Consider the following 17,077-nt stretch of genomic DNA (forward strand, 5'->3'; position numbering starts at 1 on the left):
GTGCTCAGGGTCGCGCGGACGGGTGCCGGTGATGCGTGCATCGGGGTGTCATGAGGAGCTGTCGGACCTGCTCTCCGGCCGTGGCCGAGTCCTGCGCGGTGGCCGGGAACAGCAGGCGCAGGTCGCAGTGGCCCTCGCGGTACTCGCAGCGCAGGGTGATGCCGTGCCGGTCCATGGCGAGCGGCAGGGTCCGCTGCACGCCGTGCGGCAGTTGTGACCCGGCGAGGGCGATCAGATCCGTCACCATGTCGTCGTGGGCGTCGGCGAGATGGGTCAGCATCGCGGCTTCCTCGACGGCGAGCGGATCGGGTTCGGCGAGCGCGTACTCGTCGAGCTCGACGTCCTGGGTCCCGGCCGTGGTGCGCAGGGTCACGCGGGCCAGGTCGAGCCGCAGCCCTGCGGCGTCCCCAGGCCCCGCCGGAGCGAGTCGGCCGGAGATCGTCACCCTGGCGCGTACGCGGTCGCGGAGCGCCGTCGGTGCGATGTCGGTGAACTCGAGCAGAGCGGCGAGGCTGCCACGCGGGGCGGCGGCGACCTGGGCGGCCAACGGGCTGTCCGCCTGGGGGTGGAGAGTGATCCGCCCCTTGCGGTCCACGGAGTGCATGCCGATCAGGTCGTAGTCCTGGCTGTCCGTGGTGAGCGACAGGGAGACCGCCTGGGCCAGTACGGAGCGGATGCGCTCCGCCGCGGTCTGCTCGGGCACGGAGTTGTCTGCGGCGGCGCTCAAGGTGACTCCTCACGGGACGGGATGGGGGGCTCCGGGGAGGGGCATGAAACCAGGCCCCTTCAATTGAGGTAAGGCTAACCTAACTTTCATTGCTCCTGGGAGTCCATACCGCGATGAGGTCGGCGACGGCGGCCACTTGGGCCCGACTGCCGCAGCAACTTGGCGTACGTGCCTTACCGGCGGCCGCGCAGCAGCAGGTGGAGGAAGTACGGCGTGCCGATCATCGCGGTCATCAGCCCGGCGCCCAGCTGAGCCGGCGCGATCACGGTTCGGCCCAACAGGTCCGCCGCGCAGACGAGTACGGCGCCCAGGAGCACCGAGACGGGAACCACCCGGGCGTGCTGCCGGCCCACCAGGGCCCGGGCCGCGTGCGGTGCCACCAGGCCGACGAAGCCGATGGTGCCCGCGGCGGCCACGGCGGTGGCGCTGAGCAGGACGCTCAGGACGAGGAAGCCCAGGCGCCCCCGGGCCAGGGCGAGCCCCAGGAGTCGGGGCGTGTCCTCGTCGAGCGATACCAGGTCGAGCTCGGTGCGCCGCCGCACGGCGGCGAGCACGCCCACGGCGAGCACGGCCGCGAGCGGCACCACGTCCGGCAGGGTCCGCCCGTAGGTGGACCCGGAGAGCCAGGTGAGGGCCAGCGTCGCGTTGAACGGGTCGGTCAGGATGATGAGCAGGCTGATCAGCGCGGAGCTCCCGGTGGCGACGCCGAACCCGACGAGGACGAGCCGATTCTGCTGGAACCCGCCTCGCGCGGCGAGCCCGAAGACGAGAACGGCACTGAGCGCGGCGCCCGTGAACGCGGCGCCTGCCAGGCTCCAAGAGCCGACGGCGGACACCGTCGTCACGAGGAGCACGGCACCGAGCGCGGAGCCGCCGGAAATACCCAGAATGCTGGGCTCCGCGAGGGGGTTGCGGGTCACGGCCTGGGTGAGCGTCCCGGCCAGCGCGAGGGCCGCGCCCGCGAGGAGCGCCGCGAGGACCCTGGGCACCCGGGTGTCGAGGACGAACGTGATGGCCTGACCGGCTCGGCCCTGTGCCCAGTTCGTCACGTCGCCCAGCAACAGCTTGGTGTCGCCGATGAGTACGGCGGCGATGGTCACGCCGACGAGCGCGGCCACGAGGACGGCGGTGGTGATGAGGAAGCCGGCCCGGCTCCTGATGCGCAGCTGGTCCTGCGCCGCCGCTCCGGCGGTGTCCCGGACTCGCGTGGCCATCACGATCAGGAAGACGGCGCCGACCAGGCTGGTGACGACGCCGGTTGGAACGGCGACGGCCACGTCCGTGGGCACGACGGCGCGCAGCAGCACGTCCGAGCCGAGTACCAGCGCCGCGCCGACGAGAGCAACGACCGGAAGGCTGCTACGCGTTCGGGAGAACGTACGGATCCTGCGGGCGAGAGGGCGGACGAGGGCGGGCGCGCACAGACCGACGAAGCCGATCGGCCCGGCGAGGGTGACGGCCGCCGCGGAGAGCAGCGCCGCGCATACGACCCCCGTGATCCGGGTGGCACGGACCGGGACGCCGAGGCCGCGGGCGGCGTCGTCACCGAGGGCCAAGGCGTCGACCCGGCGGGCGAGCAGCAGGATTCCGATGAGTCCGGCGAGGGCGATCGGCGCCATCTGCAGCACGCCGTCGAACCCGTTCTGGGAGATGCTGCCCTGGTTCCAGTGGTAGAGGCCGTGGGTCTCCTGGGGGAACAGCAGGAGCAGGCCCTCGGTGACGGCGGTGAGGCCGAGGGTGAGGGCACTGCCGGCGAGTACGAGTCGGACGGTGCCCGCGCCGAGGCCCGAGAGGCCGAGCACGACGGCCGCCGCCGCGAGGCCACCGGCGAACGCGATGCCGGAGGAGGCGAACAGCGGGAGCGAGACGCCGGTGACGGCGGTAAGCCCGAGCGCGAGATAGGAACCGGCGTTCACCGCGAGGGTGTCGGGCGAGGCGAGCACGTTGCGGCTGACCGATTGCAGGGCGGCGCCCGCCATGGCCAGTACGGCGCCGACGAGCAGCCCCGCGGTCAGCCTCGGCAGTCGGGAGGCGATGACGACGGAGGCGTCTGCGGGGTCGGCCCGGCCGGTGAGCGCCTTGAAGACCTCGGGTGCGCCGACCGCGGCGGTGCCCTGCGTGAGATCGACGAGCGCGAGGCCCACGACGAGGAGCACCAGAGCGGCCGTCACCGCGACCGCGCCGGTGCGTGACGTGGCCACCGACGAACGGGGGGCGGGGGCGGTTGCGGTGACGGCCATGGTGTTACTTCTTCGTCAGCGCGTCGACGACGGCGTCGACGTACTGCCCCATCGACTCGGGACCGCCGAACATCCAGATGCCGTCGGGCAGTCGGTGGACGTTGCCCTTCTTCACGAACGGCAGGGACGTCCACACGGCGTCCTTCTTCAGCGCTCCGTTGAACGGCGTGCTGGCCTTGTCGCCGTCGTTGCCGATGTAGGCGAACTGCACGTCGCCGAGCTTGGTGAGGCCCTCGACGTCGGTGGCGCCGAGGCCGTAGACCTTGTCGCCCTTGACCTTCCAGGCGTTCTTCAGGCCGATCTTCTCGCTGACCGCGCCGATGAGCGAGCCGCTGGTGAACGGCCGGACTGAGACCTGGTTGGAGGTGACGTAGCCGTCGGCGAAGGCGTACTTCGCGCCGCCCATACCGGCGTCGGCGAGCGCCTTCTTGCCCTCGGAGAGCTTCGCGTCGAACTGCTTCTTGAGCTTCTCGGCCCGCTCGGTGGTGCCGGTGGCCTTCGCGATGACGTCGAGGTTCTCGGTCATCTGCCCGATCGGGTCGGAGGCGTCGGCGGACTGCGTCACCAGGACCGGGGCGACCTTGCGCAGCTGCTTCACGGCGGCGGGCTTCAGGTCGCTGGTGGCGACGATGAGGTCCGGGGACAGGGAGGCGATGGTGTCCATGCTCGGCTCGCCGCGCGTGCCGATGTCCTTGGGCTTGTTCTTGAGCGGGGCGGCGGTGTTCCAGGTCTTGTAGCCCTTGACGTCGGCGACGCCGACCGGGTCGACACCGAGCGATATCAGGCTCTCGACGTCGTTCCATTCGGTCCCGACGACCTTCTTGGCGGGGCCGTCGAGCTTCACCTTCGTGCCGGTGGCGTCGGTGAGCGTGATGGGCTCGGTCTTCTTCTTGACGTCGCCGTCGGCGGCGGGTTCGGTCGTCCCACAGGCGGACAGGGCGAGCGCCGCGGCGGTTGCGGCGGCCGTGGTGAGGAGGAGGCGTCTCATGAGCGGGTGCTGAGCCTTTCGGTTCGGGTGTGGTGTCGGCCGATCGCGCGGGTGCGCAGCCGGTCGGTCAGGGGATCGATGTCGACCTCGATGCGGATGCCGTAGGTGTCGGTCAGCCGCTGCGGTGTCAGTACGTCCTCGGGGAGGCCGTCGGCGATGATCCGGCCCTCGTGCAGCAGCACGATTCGGTCGGCGACGGCAGCGGCCTGGTCGAGGTCGTGCAGGACGACACCGACGGCGATCCCGTGGTCGTCCGCCAAGTCCCGGATCAGGTCGAGGAGTTCGACCTGATACCGCAGGTCGAGGTAGGTCGTGGGCTCGTCGAGGAGCAGTACGCCGGTCTCCTGCGCGAGGCAGCCGGCGAGCCACACGCGCTGGAGCTGACCCCCGGAGAGGTGCTCCGCGCCGCGTTCGGCGAGTTCCGTGACGCCGGTCATGGCCAGCGCACGGTCCACCGCGGCCCGGCCACCGGGGTCTGCCTTGCCCCAGCGGCCCCGGTACGGGTAGCGGCCGAACTCGACGACGTCCCGCACGGTCAACCCACTGGGCGTGGGGCGTCCCTGCGTCAGCAGGGCCACGCGCCGCGAGAACTCACGCGGGGACAGCGCGAGTCCGTCGGTGTCGGCGTCGATGACCAGCGTGGCGCTCCTGGGCCGCTGAAGCCGGGCCACTGTGCGAAGCAGCGTCGACTTCCCGCTTCCGTTCGGACCCACCAGGACGGTCACTTCGCCGGGCCGCAGCGCCAACGACGCGTCGTGCACGACGTCGACATCGTCGTACGCCACGGTGACACCCGTAGCCGACAGCTCATGACCGCGGGGACGTGTGACCGCGCTGGTCTCTTCATCAACCTTCACGCGCCGAAGGTTAGCCTAACCTTACAACGCACTGAAGAGGGGGCTGGGTGGCCGATGGCAAGACGAAATTTCGCCAGACTGCGAGACGATTTACCTCGTGCAGCCGCTCGGCGCTGACACGAGTCCCTCTGCTCGTCGCTGCTGACGGACTCGATGAGCCCGTCAGACGCATACGGCTCGTCCGACGGGTGGCGGGCGGCGGGAGCTCAGCCTTCGAGGGGGCGCACGTACTTCGGCTTGTCGGTGCCCGAGTCGTAGAGGAACACGGGCACGGGGTCCCCCGATTCGGGCGCTGGCGGCCGACGTTCACTCCGCAGATCGTGCCGAGCCGTTCCAGGTCGGTGGAGAGCCCCTCGAACGTGGCGACTTTCTGCGGGTACTTGGGGTAGTTGAAGCAGCTGGCGTCCACGACGATCTCCTTGTTGAGCGGGTCGCCGATGAGCATCTCGACCTTGGCGTACTCCTCGGCCCAAGGGGACGCTGCACGGGAGGTCCCCCCAAGACGCTCTCGCGCAGCGGCTGGTCCGTGACCGTCGCCTGACCGGCCGCACCACGCACGACGCCCGTCCCCTTCTGGTGGCGGGCAGGGAAATGCTCTTCTCCTGACGCCCAGAACGCCGACAGGCCCCGCACCCCCCCGCTGGGGGAAGGGTGCGGGGCCTGCCGGGTCCCGGCGGAGCTTAGGAGGCGCGGCCTCGGCTGGAGACGGTGCCGCAGCCCACCGGCTTCTTCGTCTTCTCGTTCCAGCGGCACATCTGGATGTAGATCTTGGTGCCCTTGGCCCGCTTGAAGGAGACCGGGTCACAGCCCGAGTCGCCTCCGTCGAGTTCCTTCTTCATGTCGCTCTTGTTGCTCTTGGACCAGATGCGGCCCTGGACCTGGTGGCCGTCGGCGTCCGTGTCGCAGACGTCGAAGCGCTCGGGCCCGGAGAAGTACAGGCCCTGTCCGTACTTGGTGGTCTTGGTGTAGGTGAAGGAGTCCACCCCGGCCGCCATGGCCGGTCCGGAAGCGAAGACGACGGTGGCGGCCGTGGCCGCGGAGACGGTGCCCAGGGTGGCGATCCTGGAAATGATGCCCTTCGTCAAGGGTCCCCCTTTAATCACTCACGCGTTCGATCGTCGCGCCCAGGTCAGTAGATCACACGCGGGAGAACGGGTGCAGGGTTTTTGTCGATGGATGAAGTACGGGGAGACGGTGACTCCGTACCGGTGGCGATAGGGAACAGCCCGCAGGAGGACCCCACCGGTCGGCGACCGGCGGGGTCTTCTCATATCGCCTTTCGGGAATTACGGGGCAGCTCTTAGGTTCGCCATCGGGCGACCCCGGGGTGATTCACCCGATTGGCCGAGCTCGGCACGAAATTGACCACATGGGCGCGCACTCTCGTTCCATGAGCACTACACAGATGGATCGCCCCAAGCGGCGGGCCGTTTCGCGAATATTCGCGGTCGGCACTGCCCTAGGGATTGCTCTTGCGGCAGGGTCAGCGACGACCGCATCCGCCATGGCCGCGACGCCTGCTCCACACGTCGCCACACAGCCCACGGCTGCTCAATCGCCGCCCGGCGGGGACGGCGACGACTTCCAATGCGTCATCGTCCTGCTCTGCAATTGACGGATATCCCACATGGGCGAACGAGCGCTAGTGGCCGCCTCTCGGGCAGCGCGGTTTCGGAGTTTGGAGCTGTGGTGTCGTAGGCGCTGATGGATGGTGATCGTCGCCGTACGTCTTGCTCATGGGGTATCCCCAGGGTGGGGGACTGACCGCTGAACTGCGGGCGGCGGGGCCTGTGGTTCAAAGGCGCTGCGAGCCGACCGAAGCTAGGACGAAGCCGGGTTCTCGACGCGAGCGGGCCAACCGACCCATCTCTCCCGCCGCCAGCGGGAGTTCATGCCCACCGATTCCGAAGCCAACGATCACGTTCGGAAAGCGGATGGCTTGTCAGTTCTGCCTTGACCAGCCGGGGGATACGGGCGGCTGTGGTGCCAAGGCCCGAGGGGCCGGTGGGGACGGCGAACCGGTGGGCGGCTGGGGGAGCGGGTGGTGCTGCGGTGCCGGGGTCGTGCTGCCACCACCAGGCGACGGAGGGGATGGGCAGGGCCTCGGTGGAGTTGTCACGGGGGGTGTCGCGCCAGCCGCCCGGCCGGAACGCGCGGCGGCCTCGGCGGCCGTTGAGGTAGACGTAGCGGTCGGTTTCGAGCGACCAGTCGAGCACGCCGCGAACGTACTGTGCGAGGCCGTCGACGTAGGCGGTGAGCTCTGGCAGTTCGACGTGCAGCCGTTCCCGTAGCCTCAGGAACAGCGTCATGATCCATCCGGTCCCACATGACGATCGCTCGCTCGTACGCCTCGTCCTCACCGCAGCCGTACTCCTGTCGCACCGCGTCGATGAGGTTGAACCCGTCCCCGGTCCGCTCGGTCTCCTTGCCGTGGGAGATGAAGTCGGTTACCCAGTCGCAGAGCGTTGCGGCGGTCTCGGTGATCGCGCGGACTCGCCGATCGTCGGCCAGATGGGGCGGTGGTGGGCAGCCGTTGCACATGCCGGCCACTTCGACGAACACCATCGAGCCGCCGCTGAAGAGGCGCACCAGCGTGTAGTCGTCCAGGCCGGGGCGCTGGCCACGGGCCACGAACCCGGCCTTGCGGACCTCGGTGAGGAGGTAGCCGTACATGAGGCTGGCGAACCGCGCACCGTGCACGGGGGACGACGCGACATCGAGGCGCCGGCGCAGGTCCCGCAGGGCCATCCCGTAGCGGTCGTCGCCGTACACCGGTGTCTCCGGGACCTCCGTGCAGCGCAGCATCCGTACGCAGGCGTCAGCGAGTTCGCCCGGGCGCTCCCCGAGGGGGCCCTCGTCGCAGTACTCGTCGTCGAAGGCGAAGGCCCACAGGGTGTAGTCGGAGAAGATCTGCAGCAGGTCCGGGCGGGCGGCCGGGGCCATCCGTCCGGCGAGCCCTCCGCAGTCGGTCTGTGCCATGCGGGCGCGCTCGCCCTCGTCGCTGCATAGCTGGTACTCGTGCATCCATGCCAGGGACCGGGCGTCCGCCTCGGCTGCCAGCGGATGGACGGCAGGCCCGAACGGGGCGTAGAACGCGGGCAGTTGGCGTGGCTGGGCATCGGACTCCCTCGCCTGGCCCCCGGACGGTGCGTCGGTGCCGACTGGGGGGCGTGCGGTGAGGGCGTTGAGGGCGAGTAGCCCGTGCACGTCCGCCAGGACCGGGAAGTCGAACGGCAGCGGCCGGGGGCCCGCCTGGTCGGGGATCGACGTGAAGCCGCCGTGGTCGTGCTGCTTGCCGAGGAGCCAGCGGGCCGCGTGGTCGGCGACCGGTCGTGGGCCGTGGCGGACGATGACCGGGACGGCCTGCGCGGCGGACAGCGCATCGCTGTCCGCCCCGGGTCCCTGTCCCCAGCCGCCGTCCTCGTTCTGGGTGTCACACAGGCGCTGCATGCTGGTGTGGATCGCCTGCTCGACGCGCGGTCCGGGCTCTGGCACGCGCGAGAGTGCGTCGAGGACCCGGTTGATCACGCTGGACTCGCTCAGCGACCAGGCCCGCTCATACGTCCCGTCGCCCCCCTGGCGGTCGAGCAGAAAGCGCACCGAGGCATCGAGTAGCTCGGCATGCCGGGCCCAGTAGGGGCTCAGGGCGATGACGGCGCCCGCGGTCATGTCGACCTCGGACGGATGTCCCCGCACGTAGGTGGGGAAGCCGCCGTCCGGCCCGGCCATCCCGACCAGATAGCTCTCCGCGCGGCGGAGCACCTGGTGGTAGCGGCCGGGGTCCACGGCGTGCAAGAACTCCATGCAGCGGCTGGTGTCGTCCACGTCGGTCTGGGAGGTCTCGGAGCAGTACCCCCAACCGCCGTCGGCCCACTGCCTGTCGGCCACCCAGTCGGCCATACGGCGGACGACCTCCGGCGCCTGTCCGGCCGCCACGAGAGCCGTGCCGGCCATCGCGGTGACGAAGACGCCCTGCGAGGTGACGAACTGCACCCCGCCGTCAGGCCGGCGGGCACCGGCCACCGCGGCCAGTCCGCTGGCCATGAGCGGGCCGTGCGGCTGGAAGGTGTGCAGCGCGTGCAGAGCGATTAGATGCGCGAAGACGTTGCCCTGCCAGACCCGGGCCGGCGGCGCGGCAGTGAGCCTGCTCACCAGGAACGCCTGGTCGACTGGGTCGGCCCGACCGTGAGCGTGGTCGTTCAGGATGTTGGCGGCGCAGAGCACCAGCTCGGTCCACACCGCCTGACCACGGTACGCGACCCCGGGCCCGTCATCGAAGGAAACCAGACCGAACAGCGCGAACACCGTCCGCAGCAGCCGCCGTTTACGCTGCCCGGTCCCGTGCTCGAACGTCGCGCAGAAGGCTTCCGCTCGGCGCACGTCCGGACGGCCGAGCACCGCCTCACGCAGAATCTGACTGCCTTCATCATCGGGCTGCGCCCGCTCCACGTACGCGAGTACTTCATCCCGTACAGCGGACAACGACTGCTCCGCCCGCAGCAGTTCCACCAGCAGCGCCGACTCCGCGACCCGGCTCGCGCACGCGTCCTCGATAGCACCATCGGCCCGCACCCGCTCGGTGATGCGCCCCGCAAGCCGACCACGATTCCCCTCGGACATGCCTGCCACCGTCCCCTCCACGACAAGACCGCCACACGCCTACAACTGAACGTGATCTCCCGAGCGGACAGCGTTTCCACCTCTCATGTCCGGCCTTCACTCCAAGAGGTGAGGTGACCTGTCGCCAGAGCTCCCTTGGGCGGCAAATGCTTTGAAAACGTGGGCAGTTGGGTCTTCTCCACCGTGCTCAGCCCCCAGTTGCTGGGGCCTTCGTCATCACTTGAGCCGTGGTCGGCCGTCTTCACCTGGCGCCACGGCGGCCCTTGGGCCATCGAGCTTGGTCGCCCCGGGAGAGAGCCGGGAGGGAGGTGACTGCGGTGCATGCGGCTGGCCTCTGAGGGCCGCCAGCCGACGCTGACGCCGCCGCCGTCGACTCCCCGTCCCTCGCCGTGCTGTGGGCCTGGCTTGCCGCCTGGGAAGAGGCCGGGCGCCCGGCCCCGGAGACGTACACGCTCTCGCTCGTGCGCTACGACGACGACCAGGGCACCAGCGGACGGATTCTCCGCCTGACCCAGCCGTGTCCCCTCGGGGAGGACTGTCAGTGGGTACGGCTAGGTTGGATCACATGAGTTCCGGCCTGACTGTCCACCTTCTCGATTTGAACGCAACGCGAGCCATAATCGGCTCGCGCGACGAACAACTCCTCGAGGTCATACGCACAAACTTCAGCGACCAACTGGACCATGACGATGACTGGTTCAGTAGTGAAATCGAGGACGGAGCCCCAACCGCCTACGAAGCACTGCGCACTGTGGTGAACGGCGGGCCCTTCAGCGACAATGAGGACCACGCGTTTCAGTACGCGTATGCCTACAAGCTGCTCTGCTCACTGACCGGGGCGTTCCTCAACAACTCATGTTTCTCGCCCTTCAAGGGAGATTGGCTCTCCGTGGTCGACCAGGGATTGCGGGATCTGCGGATCACCGCCGTCTCGTTGGAGGACTTCTGGCTCGGCAGCCTCCCTCAGGAGCTGCCGCGAACCCACATCCCCTCCTCCGGAGAGTGGACGCCGGAGCAGATCACCCGGGCCCTGCAGCAATTCGAGGAGACCAAGGCAGCCGACCACGCGCCACCGCTCGAGCCCGAGGTGGTCGACGCAGTGATGCAGTGCCTCAACTGGATGCGGCACGCCGAGCAACAGCCCGGCTTCGGCATCATTGGATTCGTTTCCTGACCGACCGCCGCGCCCCGCCCGAGGTGAGCTGGGTCCCGGCGTCGCACAGGCCGGAGTTGGGTGTGGTCGGGCGGGCCGTAACGGCCCGATGGCCTCTCGCCCCGGAGACGGGATGAGCCTTTGCCCTATTCGTAGGCCCAGGCGCGGCCGGTCCGGCGGTATTGCTCTAAGGGCTACCCGTAACGCCTGGGCACGGAGCTGGCCAGGGTACGGAAAATACGGAAACTGCGTCGCTGCCGAGTGCGTGGTGCCGGTATCGTCCGGTCTCCCGACCCGCCCCGTACCGGCGGCCCACGTTCAGAGAGCGATGCAGATGACCAGCCAGCAAGCAACGACGACCCTGTGGCGCCCCACCGGCCCCAAGGAGCTGGACCTGGTTCGGGAGCTGAACTGGCGCGCCTGGCCGCCCCGGCTGCCGGAGCAGCCGATCTTCTACCCGGTCCTCAACGAGGACTACGCGGTCAGGATCGCGCGGGACTGGAACGTGAAGCACGATGGCGCCGGTTTCGTCACTCGTTTTGAGGTCGAGTCGGAGTTCTTGAGCCGGTACCCCATCCAGCAGGCCGGCGGGCAGACGATCCTCGAGCTCTGGGTTCCGGCCGAGGAGTTGGACGACTTCAACGCCCACATTGTCGGCGAGATCCAGGTGGTTCACGAGTTCCGCTGAGGCGGGGAGGCCTGCTGGCCGGGCACGCTACGGTGCGATGATCCCTGACGTGGCTGGTGTGATCACGGCGTCGGCGCCGTCCTGGATAGCCCCGTTCACCGGGCTGAGCCCATGTGCCTCCGGGAAGTTGGTGGCCGTGCTGCGGCGCGAGGGTGCGGACGCGGTCCGCAAGGGTCGGCCGTGGGGCCTGTCCCTAGCGGACCGGGTGTTGCTGGTCGCGGCGTACTGGCGCGCAAACCTGACGATGCGCCAGCTCGCACCGCTGTTCGGGGTGTCGCCATCCGCGGCGGACCGCGTGATAGACCGTCTCGGACCGTTGCTCGCGCTCCAGCCCCGCAAGCGGTTCGCCAAGGACACTGTGCTCATCGTGGACGGCAGCTTGGTCCCCACCCGCGACCACACCGTCGCCGAGCAGTCGAAGACATCTCATGTCGCTGACGGGTCGAGTCGAGGATCAGGCGCGGGTTTCAGGGCTGCTGAGAAAGCCGGACCGGGGTCGTATTGCTGTCGACTCTGGAGGCAGTGATAGAGGCGGCCATTCTCTGGGGGACCCGAGTGCCGCAAATGCTCGACTGCCAGTGTTCGTGCAGGTGGGCGACCTGACGAGGTCAGGGTGGCAGTGCGACAGGTGTGGTGCAATCGCTGAATCGGGCGATCCGTGTTCGCCGTCATTCAATCGAGGCGTTTGACAGCGAACCCAGCCGTTCAGGATTTCTTGTCAGCGAACCTGGTCGCTCTTCGGCCCGATGCCTTTGATCCTGGTCGGAGTTCCGTCCGGGGCGAACGAGTGGTGGAAGGTGAAGGCGTGCGGCGCGGAGCCGTGGTCGTGGAGGTGTTCCAGCCTGGAAACCCCGTCCTGCCAGGTGGGTATCACGCCGTCGGAGACCCACCAGCACACGTAATTCGGGTGTCCTGTCCTCTCGAACCAGTCGTAACGCCTGTTCAGCGCCTCGCGGTGCAGACCGGTGTAGATGGCGTCGAAGGCGGGGCGCAGGTCGGTCCAGAGTGAGAGGGTCGAGTCCAGGGCGATGGTTTCCACCGTATGGCCCTTGCCGTACCAGGTCGGTACGGCAAACTCGCCCCATGCACCCCAGTCCAAGTCGAAGTGTGTGCCCCGGCCGCCGTCTGCCGCTTCAGCACGAGCGAGGTATCCGGGGTGCTGGCTGATCTTCCGGTAGATGGCCTTGCCGCTGTCGTGGAGTTCGCGCGTGAGAGGTGCGGGATCGGCGAGAGGTGACTTCAGGACGCCGAATGTGTACAGAGCAAGATGGGGCATGCGTCTCTCCCTGGTTGGGGGTGCCTGGTGTGGACCCGGTTCGGTGGCTTACGCATGGGGCAAGGATTCGTGGGGCGTGACCAACTCATCCCGTCGCGGGTGGCTCAGCCTGAAGGAACCCCTGCGTGACCGTTCGCGATCGCCGAAGACCAGGTGAAGGTAGCTGCCTCTGCGAGCCATGTCGAAGTTGCGTTTTCCCTGTCCAAGTGGCCTCTTGCACAGGCCCTTTGCGGGGCGACGCCAGCGGCGTCGACCGGGTTGGATGACGCAGCGACCGGGTTCGCTGTCAAAGGACAATCCGTGCTGACGGGGTCTTCATGTGCGTGCGTTGAGGGTGGCCATGAGCTGGCGATTGGCCGCTCGGGCGGCGACGAGATCTTCTTCGCGTTCGGATAGCTCGGCGGTCAGGTCCGCGTTGTGCTGTTCAAGCTGGGTGATCCGCTCCTGGAGTGCGTGGATGTCGGTGGGGGCACCGAGGCCCGATTCTCGCCAGGCCCGCTCGCCCAGGGCTCGTGACAGGGTCTCTTCCGGCTGGCGGATCCGGGCGGTGAGTCGGCTGTCGCGGTCGTTGGCGTTCGCGACGTCTGCCCGCAGCGGCGACAAGGTGACGCCGTGCCCCTCGTCGGCCTGTGGCTGTGTCTCGGCGGCTTGGATCCCCTGGAGCAGGTCGCCGTGGCGATAGAAGAAGCTGCGGTCCAGGCCGGCTCGACGGGCGATGCCGGAGACACTGACGGGTTCGCCTGCGGCGAGTGCTTCGCGCAGGGCGGCGCGAGCCCGTTCGCGGCGCCGGAATGTGGCGGCCTGGCGGCCGTCGTGCGGGGAGGGCGTCATGAGCTGAGTCCTGGCTGGAAGCCGGGGCGGGGCTGACGGACTTGGGGCATGCCGAGGTGGATCGGGCGTCGCCCTCGGCGGACGAGTGCGATGGCTTCGTCGAGGTGGGCTCGTTCCTCCGGCAACAGGTCGTCGAGGTCGGTCTTGACCCGGCGGATGAGTCGACGGACTCGGGTGATCCCCTCGTCGGACGGCATGGCTTCGGCCTTCGCCCAGTCGTCGGCGTCGAGGGTCGTGGCGAGGCGTTCACGGTTCCGCAGGAGGTCGCTGAGATATGCCTCGAGGTCGGGGAGGGAGGAGGCGTCGGTGCGGAAGTGACCGCAGCCGATGCAGCGGAAGCGGACCGGGCAGTCCTTGCCGCCCGCGGCGACGTTGGAGGGTTCGGTGCCGCGACTGCCTACCCGCAGCTCTACTGCCGGCCGAAGGGGCTGATCTGCCACGGGCCGCAGAGACGGCCGAGAACGCTTCGGCGAGCACACGAGCCGGACGGCACGCCAGGAGACTGTTCGAGGCCGTGCATGCCCTGACCGACACCGGCCGGAGCCTGAGCGCCGTGGCCCCGGAGCTTGGCCTGGACCGCCGCACGGTGCGCAAGTACGCCCGCGCCGGCACCTGGCAGGAGGTCATGCGCCGCCCACCTCGCAAGCCCTCCATCCTGGACCCCTACCCCGACTACCTGCAACAACGCTGGACGAGGGAGAACACAACGCGACGATCCTGCACCAGGAACTCCATCCACGATGAGCACGGTGTCCTTGCTGAACTGCTTGCGGGGCTGCAGCGCGAGCCTCGGTCCGAGGTGGTCGATGATCCGGTCCGCCGCCGACTTTGAGATTCCGAACAGCGGGGCAAGCTGGCGCGGTGTCAAGTTGGTTCGCCAATACGCCGCAACCAGCAGCACCCGGTCCTCCAGTGGTAGGCCCACGGCCGGCCTCGCCGTGGATACCCGGCGTGGCATCTGCCGTGCCGTGCTCTCAGCCCTCGGATCCTTCTGCCGTGGCGGTGCCCGTTTCCCTCGCCCATCGCTGGCTCCAGGCATCCAGCGGGCTTAGCGCCTCGACGAGGTCCTGGCCGAGTTTGGTGAGGTGGTAGCCGTCACTGTGCAGGATGAGCAGGCGGGCGTCGGTCAGTTCGTCGAGCCGGGTGCTCAGCACGCTGGAGGACATGCGCTCGCACCGGCGCTGCAGTTCGCGGAAGCCTGCCGGGTCTTGATTGAGTTCCCACAGGATGCGCATCGCCCAGCGCCGCCCGAGCAGGTCAAGTACGGCCATGATCGGGCGGCCCGACTCGGACCCTCGGACCGGCACCCCCGGCCGTGGCGCTCTGGCTCCCATACCCACTCCTTGCGCTTCGGTTCTCGAAGCATCATACTGATTCGAAAATCGAAGCAGGAGGTGCAGCATGCCGCGCATCGAACCGCTCACCCCGCCGTACCCTGCCTCCGTCGACCAGGCACTGCGCCGTTGGATGCCTCCCAACGTGCCGCACGAGCCGCTCACGCTGTTCCGAGTACTGCACCGCAACCCAGAGTTGGCCTCACGGATGTTCGCCCTGGGTGCCGGACTCCTGGGCCACGGACTCCTCCCCGCCATCGACCGTGAGATCGTCATCGCCCGTGTAACCGCGCGCTCCCACTGCGCGTATGAATGGGGCGTGCACGCCGCGACCCTCGCCCAACAAGCCGGACTCAGCCTCGAACAGCTGCAGGCAACCACCGACATCGACCCCGCGGCCAACAGCTCGTGGCCGCCCCGCCATGAAGCACTGCTCCATGCAGTCGACGAACTGCACGAGACAGCGCACCTCTCGCAGTCTGCTTGGCAGGCCCTGCGCACCCACTACGAGGACGCGCAGCTGCTCGAACTTCTCGTGCTGACCGGCTGGTACCGCACCATCAGTTACCTGGCCAACGGGCTCCTCCTGGAGGAGGAACCCTGGGGCGTTCCGTTCCCGGAACGAGGACCGAACCCCGCACGTGCCGGCCGTTGACCGACATTGCGGGACAACTCTCAGGGCGTCCTCAGTGCTGCTGACACCGGGGGAGTCCAGCATCCCGATGCACACGCCGGCGTAGTGACCCGGGTCAACGACGAGGTCGTAGTACGCCTCCTCGCCTTCGTGGAATCAATGGCTGCCGGCCCGGAGTACGGGGAGAGTACCGGCAAGTCTCAACGAACCTGGAGCGGTTAACCGACCGACCCGACCGAACTCCCGGTCAAAGAGCCGAAGCTGACGCCAGGGGCTGGGGATTGCGTTGTGGTTATTCAGGGGCGCCGGGTGGTCCCGGCGACGGCGCGCTCAGCTCAGCTGGTGGGAGGGAGTTGCCGAGCGAAGCGGCGGACGGCACCGGTGAAGGCGTCCGGGTCGTCGAAGTTCGCGAGATGTCTTGCCCGCGGGATCAACTCGACGCGAGCATGGGGATGTGCACGGGCAAAGTCCGCCTCACCAGCCCGGAAGACGGCATCCTTCTCACCGTTCAGGATCAGAACCGGAGCCTCCACAAAACGCATCGCACCCGCGTCGAAGCGTCCCAGTACCTCGCCCCAGGCTGCGGGCAGAGTATGGAAGGCATAGCCGGAATGGATGGTCGCCTCCACCACTTCTGGCGGATAGAGCCGCCGCAGCAACCGGTCGTTCCACTGTGCCAGCCGATCCGCCGGTATACGAGGGACCAGCCTGGCGATCCACCGATACGGCGCTGCCCAGAGGCCGTGGGTGGAGGCGCTGGCTCCCGCGAGGATCAGCCCTCGCAGTTGTTCTGGACGACGCCGCGCGAACTCCAACGAGGCGTATCCGCCGAGCGAGTGCCCGACGACTAGAGCCGGCCCACGGTCGAGCGAATCCACCGCGGATGCGATGACCTCGGTCGCACTGCTCAGGCTCCAGGGTTGAGCCGAGCGGTCCCCATGGCCGGGCAGGTCGACGGCGACCACCGGGAATTCGTCCCGGAGTGCAGCGAGCTGCACGCTCCACTGTCCCGCGCTGAAACGCGTCCCGTGAACGAAGACTATGGGCACTGCATCCGCTGCCGTCATCAGTTCCCCCAGGTGGTACCGTCCCGCCGACTCTACCGGCGCGGTCTCCCTCACGATCAAGGAGATGCCGGAAGGTGCTCAACGCCAACTGTGGTTCAACTCATACGAGTTCATCGGTGGGCCGTCGTCGGTAGTGGCTACGCCGGGCCGTTGCCTGGTGGCGCCTGCGCCAGATGGACCAGTGCAGCAGACGGGTCACAGAGATGGTCGGTGGCTGGAAGACAGCGGTGAGCAGGGGGGATCTCCGGGACGGTCAACGTGATCGGATCGCGGCTGCGGGCCGGGGGATGCGGATCGGCGGACCGTCCGGGGCCGCGTCGGCGGCGACGGCTGCCAGGAAGGCCAGGGTGAGCATGGCGAGCGTGATGTGCCGATGCCATGGGGTCCAGCCCGTGCCGGTGGTCACCTAAGTGCCTGACCTGGTGGTGGTCGAGCCCGGCCTGGCTCTTGGCGGCCTGGAAACACTCCTCGACGCTCCAGCGGATGCCAGCGATGCGCACCAGCTCCGGCAACGGCACCTTGGTGGGCGACCAGCACAGGTAGAAGGCGAGTTCGCGGGTGGTCCGGTTGCAGCGAGGGGGGGAGGCATGCCGGGATCGGTACCGAAGCGCTCGGGCCAGCGGCGCCGAGGTAACAAGAGCGACGGCCCGACCCTCACCAGG

At 68.7% G+C, this 17,077-nt stretch carries 15 protein-coding genes and 3 pseudogenes; 5 read left to right on the forward strand and 13 right to left on the reverse strand.

What is annotated here, in order from left to right; all coding sequences use genetic code 11:
- Positions 1–4 precede the first annotated feature (4 nt).
- From ACWD10_RS07825 to ACWD10_RS07850, 6 genes are all read right to left on the reverse strand, one after another.
- On the reverse strand, positions 5–727 hold the full coding sequence (locus ACWD10_RS07825) for a DUF2470 domain-containing protein (protein ID WP_451088135.1): 723 nt from the start codon (positions 725–727) through the stop codon (positions 5–7).
- A 173-nt stretch (positions 728–900) separates the two neighbouring features.
- Positions 901–2,967 carry an iron ABC transporter permease gene (locus ACWD10_RS07830; protein WP_451088137.1) on the reverse strand — a complete coding sequence of 689 codons (2,067 nt, stop codon included), beginning with the start codon at positions 2,965–2,967 and terminating at the stop codon, positions 901–903.
- Positions 2,968–2,971: 4 nt separating this feature from the next.
- Positions 2,972–3,955, reverse strand: coding sequence for an ABC transporter substrate-binding protein (locus ACWD10_RS07835; protein ID WP_451088139.1), 984 nt, complete (start codon positions 3,953–3,955; stop codon positions 2,972–2,974).
- Positions 3,952–4,812, reverse strand: a complete 861-nt coding sequence (locus ACWD10_RS07840) for an ABC transporter ATP-binding protein (RefSeq protein WP_451088141.1) — start codon at positions 4,810–4,812, stop codon at positions 3,952–3,954. Before ACWD10_RS07840 ends, ACWD10_RS07835 begins: the two co-directional genes overlap by 4 nt.
- 680 nt (positions 4,813–5,492) lie before the next feature.
- A complete protein-coding gene (locus tag ACWD10_RS07845) occupies positions 5,493–5,897 on the reverse strand; it encodes a hypothetical protein (RefSeq protein WP_451088143.1) in 405 nt (134 codons plus the stop codon).
- Positions 5,898–6,927: 1,030 nt separating this feature from the next.
- Positions 6,928–9,432: a terpene synthase family protein gene (locus ACWD10_RS07850; protein ID WP_451088145.1), complete on the reverse strand. Its 2,505-nt coding sequence runs from the start codon at positions 9,430–9,432 to the stop codon at positions 6,928–6,930.
- Positions 9,433–9,997: 565 nt separating this feature from the next.
- On the opposite strand from ACWD10_RS07850, the gene ACWD10_RS07855 reads away from it, so the two are divergent.
- The 3 genes and pseudogenes from ACWD10_RS07855 to ACWD10_RS07865 all read left to right on the forward strand — a co-directional run.
- Positions 9,998–10,606, forward strand: a complete 609-nt coding sequence (locus ACWD10_RS07855) for a DUF7691 family protein (protein ID WP_451088147.1) — start codon at positions 9,998–10,000, stop codon at positions 10,604–10,606.
- A gap of 307 nt (positions 10,607–10,913) precedes the next feature.
- Positions 10,914–11,273: a hypothetical protein gene (locus tag ACWD10_RS07860; RefSeq protein WP_206307252.1), complete on the forward strand. Its 360-nt coding sequence runs from the start codon at positions 10,914–10,916 to the stop codon at positions 11,271–11,273.
- Positions 11,274–11,322: 49 nt separating this feature from the next.
- A pseudogene (locus ACWD10_RS07865) lies at positions 11,323–11,694 on the forward strand (helix-turn-helix domain-containing protein); the annotation flags it as partial.
- A gap of 297 nt (positions 11,695–11,991) precedes the next feature.
- Here ACWD10_RS07865 and ACWD10_RS07870 read toward each other — a convergent pair.
- The 3 genes from ACWD10_RS07870 to ACWD10_RS07880 form a co-directional block, all read right to left on the reverse strand.
- Positions 11,992–12,549 (reverse strand): DUF3291 domain-containing protein, encoded by a 558-nt coding sequence (locus tag ACWD10_RS07870; protein WP_451088150.1) that lies wholly within the window; start codon positions 12,547–12,549, stop codon positions 11,992–11,994.
- A gap of 315 nt (positions 12,550–12,864) precedes the next feature.
- Positions 12,865–13,380, reverse strand: coding sequence for a DUF6262 family protein (locus ACWD10_RS07875; RefSeq protein ID WP_451088152.1), 516 nt, complete (start codon positions 13,378–13,380; stop codon positions 12,865–12,867).
- A complete protein-coding gene (locus ACWD10_RS07880; protein WP_451088154.1) occupies positions 13,377–13,820 on the reverse strand; it encodes a transposase in 444 nt (147 codons plus the stop codon). Before ACWD10_RS07880 ends, ACWD10_RS07875 begins: the two co-directional genes overlap by 4 nt.
- A 74-nt stretch (positions 13,821–13,894) precedes the next feature.
- On the opposite strand from ACWD10_RS07880, the gene ACWD10_RS07885 reads away from it, so the two are divergent.
- Positions 13,895–14,212, forward strand: a complete 318-nt coding sequence (locus tag ACWD10_RS07885; RefSeq protein WP_451088367.1) for a hypothetical protein — start codon at positions 13,895–13,897, stop codon at positions 14,210–14,212.
- Here the strand turns inward: ACWD10_RS07885 and ACWD10_RS07890 are convergent.
- A pseudogene (locus ACWD10_RS07890) lies at positions 14,111–14,403 on the reverse strand (helix-turn-helix domain-containing protein); the annotation flags it as partial. The gene ACWD10_RS07885 and the pseudogene ACWD10_RS07890 sit on opposite strands and share 102 nt — an antisense overlap.
- Positions 14,355–14,714: a winged helix-turn-helix transcriptional regulator gene (locus ACWD10_RS07895; RefSeq protein ID WP_451088156.1), complete on the reverse strand. Its 360-nt coding sequence runs from the start codon at positions 14,712–14,714 to the stop codon at positions 14,355–14,357. The gene ACWD10_RS07895 and the pseudogene ACWD10_RS07890, both read right to left, overlap by 49 nt.
- Positions 14,715–14,781: 67 nt before the next feature.
- Here ACWD10_RS07895 and ACWD10_RS07900 point away from each other — a divergent pair, with 67 nt between their 5' ends.
- Positions 14,782–15,369, forward strand: a complete 588-nt coding sequence (locus tag ACWD10_RS07900) for a carboxymuconolactone decarboxylase family protein (protein ID WP_451088158.1) — start codon at positions 14,782–14,784, stop codon at positions 15,367–15,369.
- A 314-nt stretch (positions 15,370–15,683) separates the two neighbouring features.
- Here the strand turns inward: ACWD10_RS07900 and ACWD10_RS07905 are convergent, their stop codons facing one another.
- Both ACWD10_RS07905 and ACWD10_RS07910 read right to left on the reverse strand, forming a co-directional pair.
- Positions 15,684–16,415, reverse strand: coding sequence for an alpha/beta fold hydrolase (locus tag ACWD10_RS07905; RefSeq protein WP_451088160.1), 732 nt, complete (start codon positions 16,413–16,415; stop codon positions 15,684–15,686).
- Between the two features lie 100 nt (positions 16,416–16,515).
- Positions 16,516–16,990 (reverse strand): annotated as a pseudogene (locus ACWD10_RS07910) (IS701 family transposase); the annotation flags it as partial.
- Positions 16,991–17,077: the final 87 nt, after the last annotated feature.

This window comes from Streptomyces sp. NPDC002851 (genome assembly GCF_053591935.1).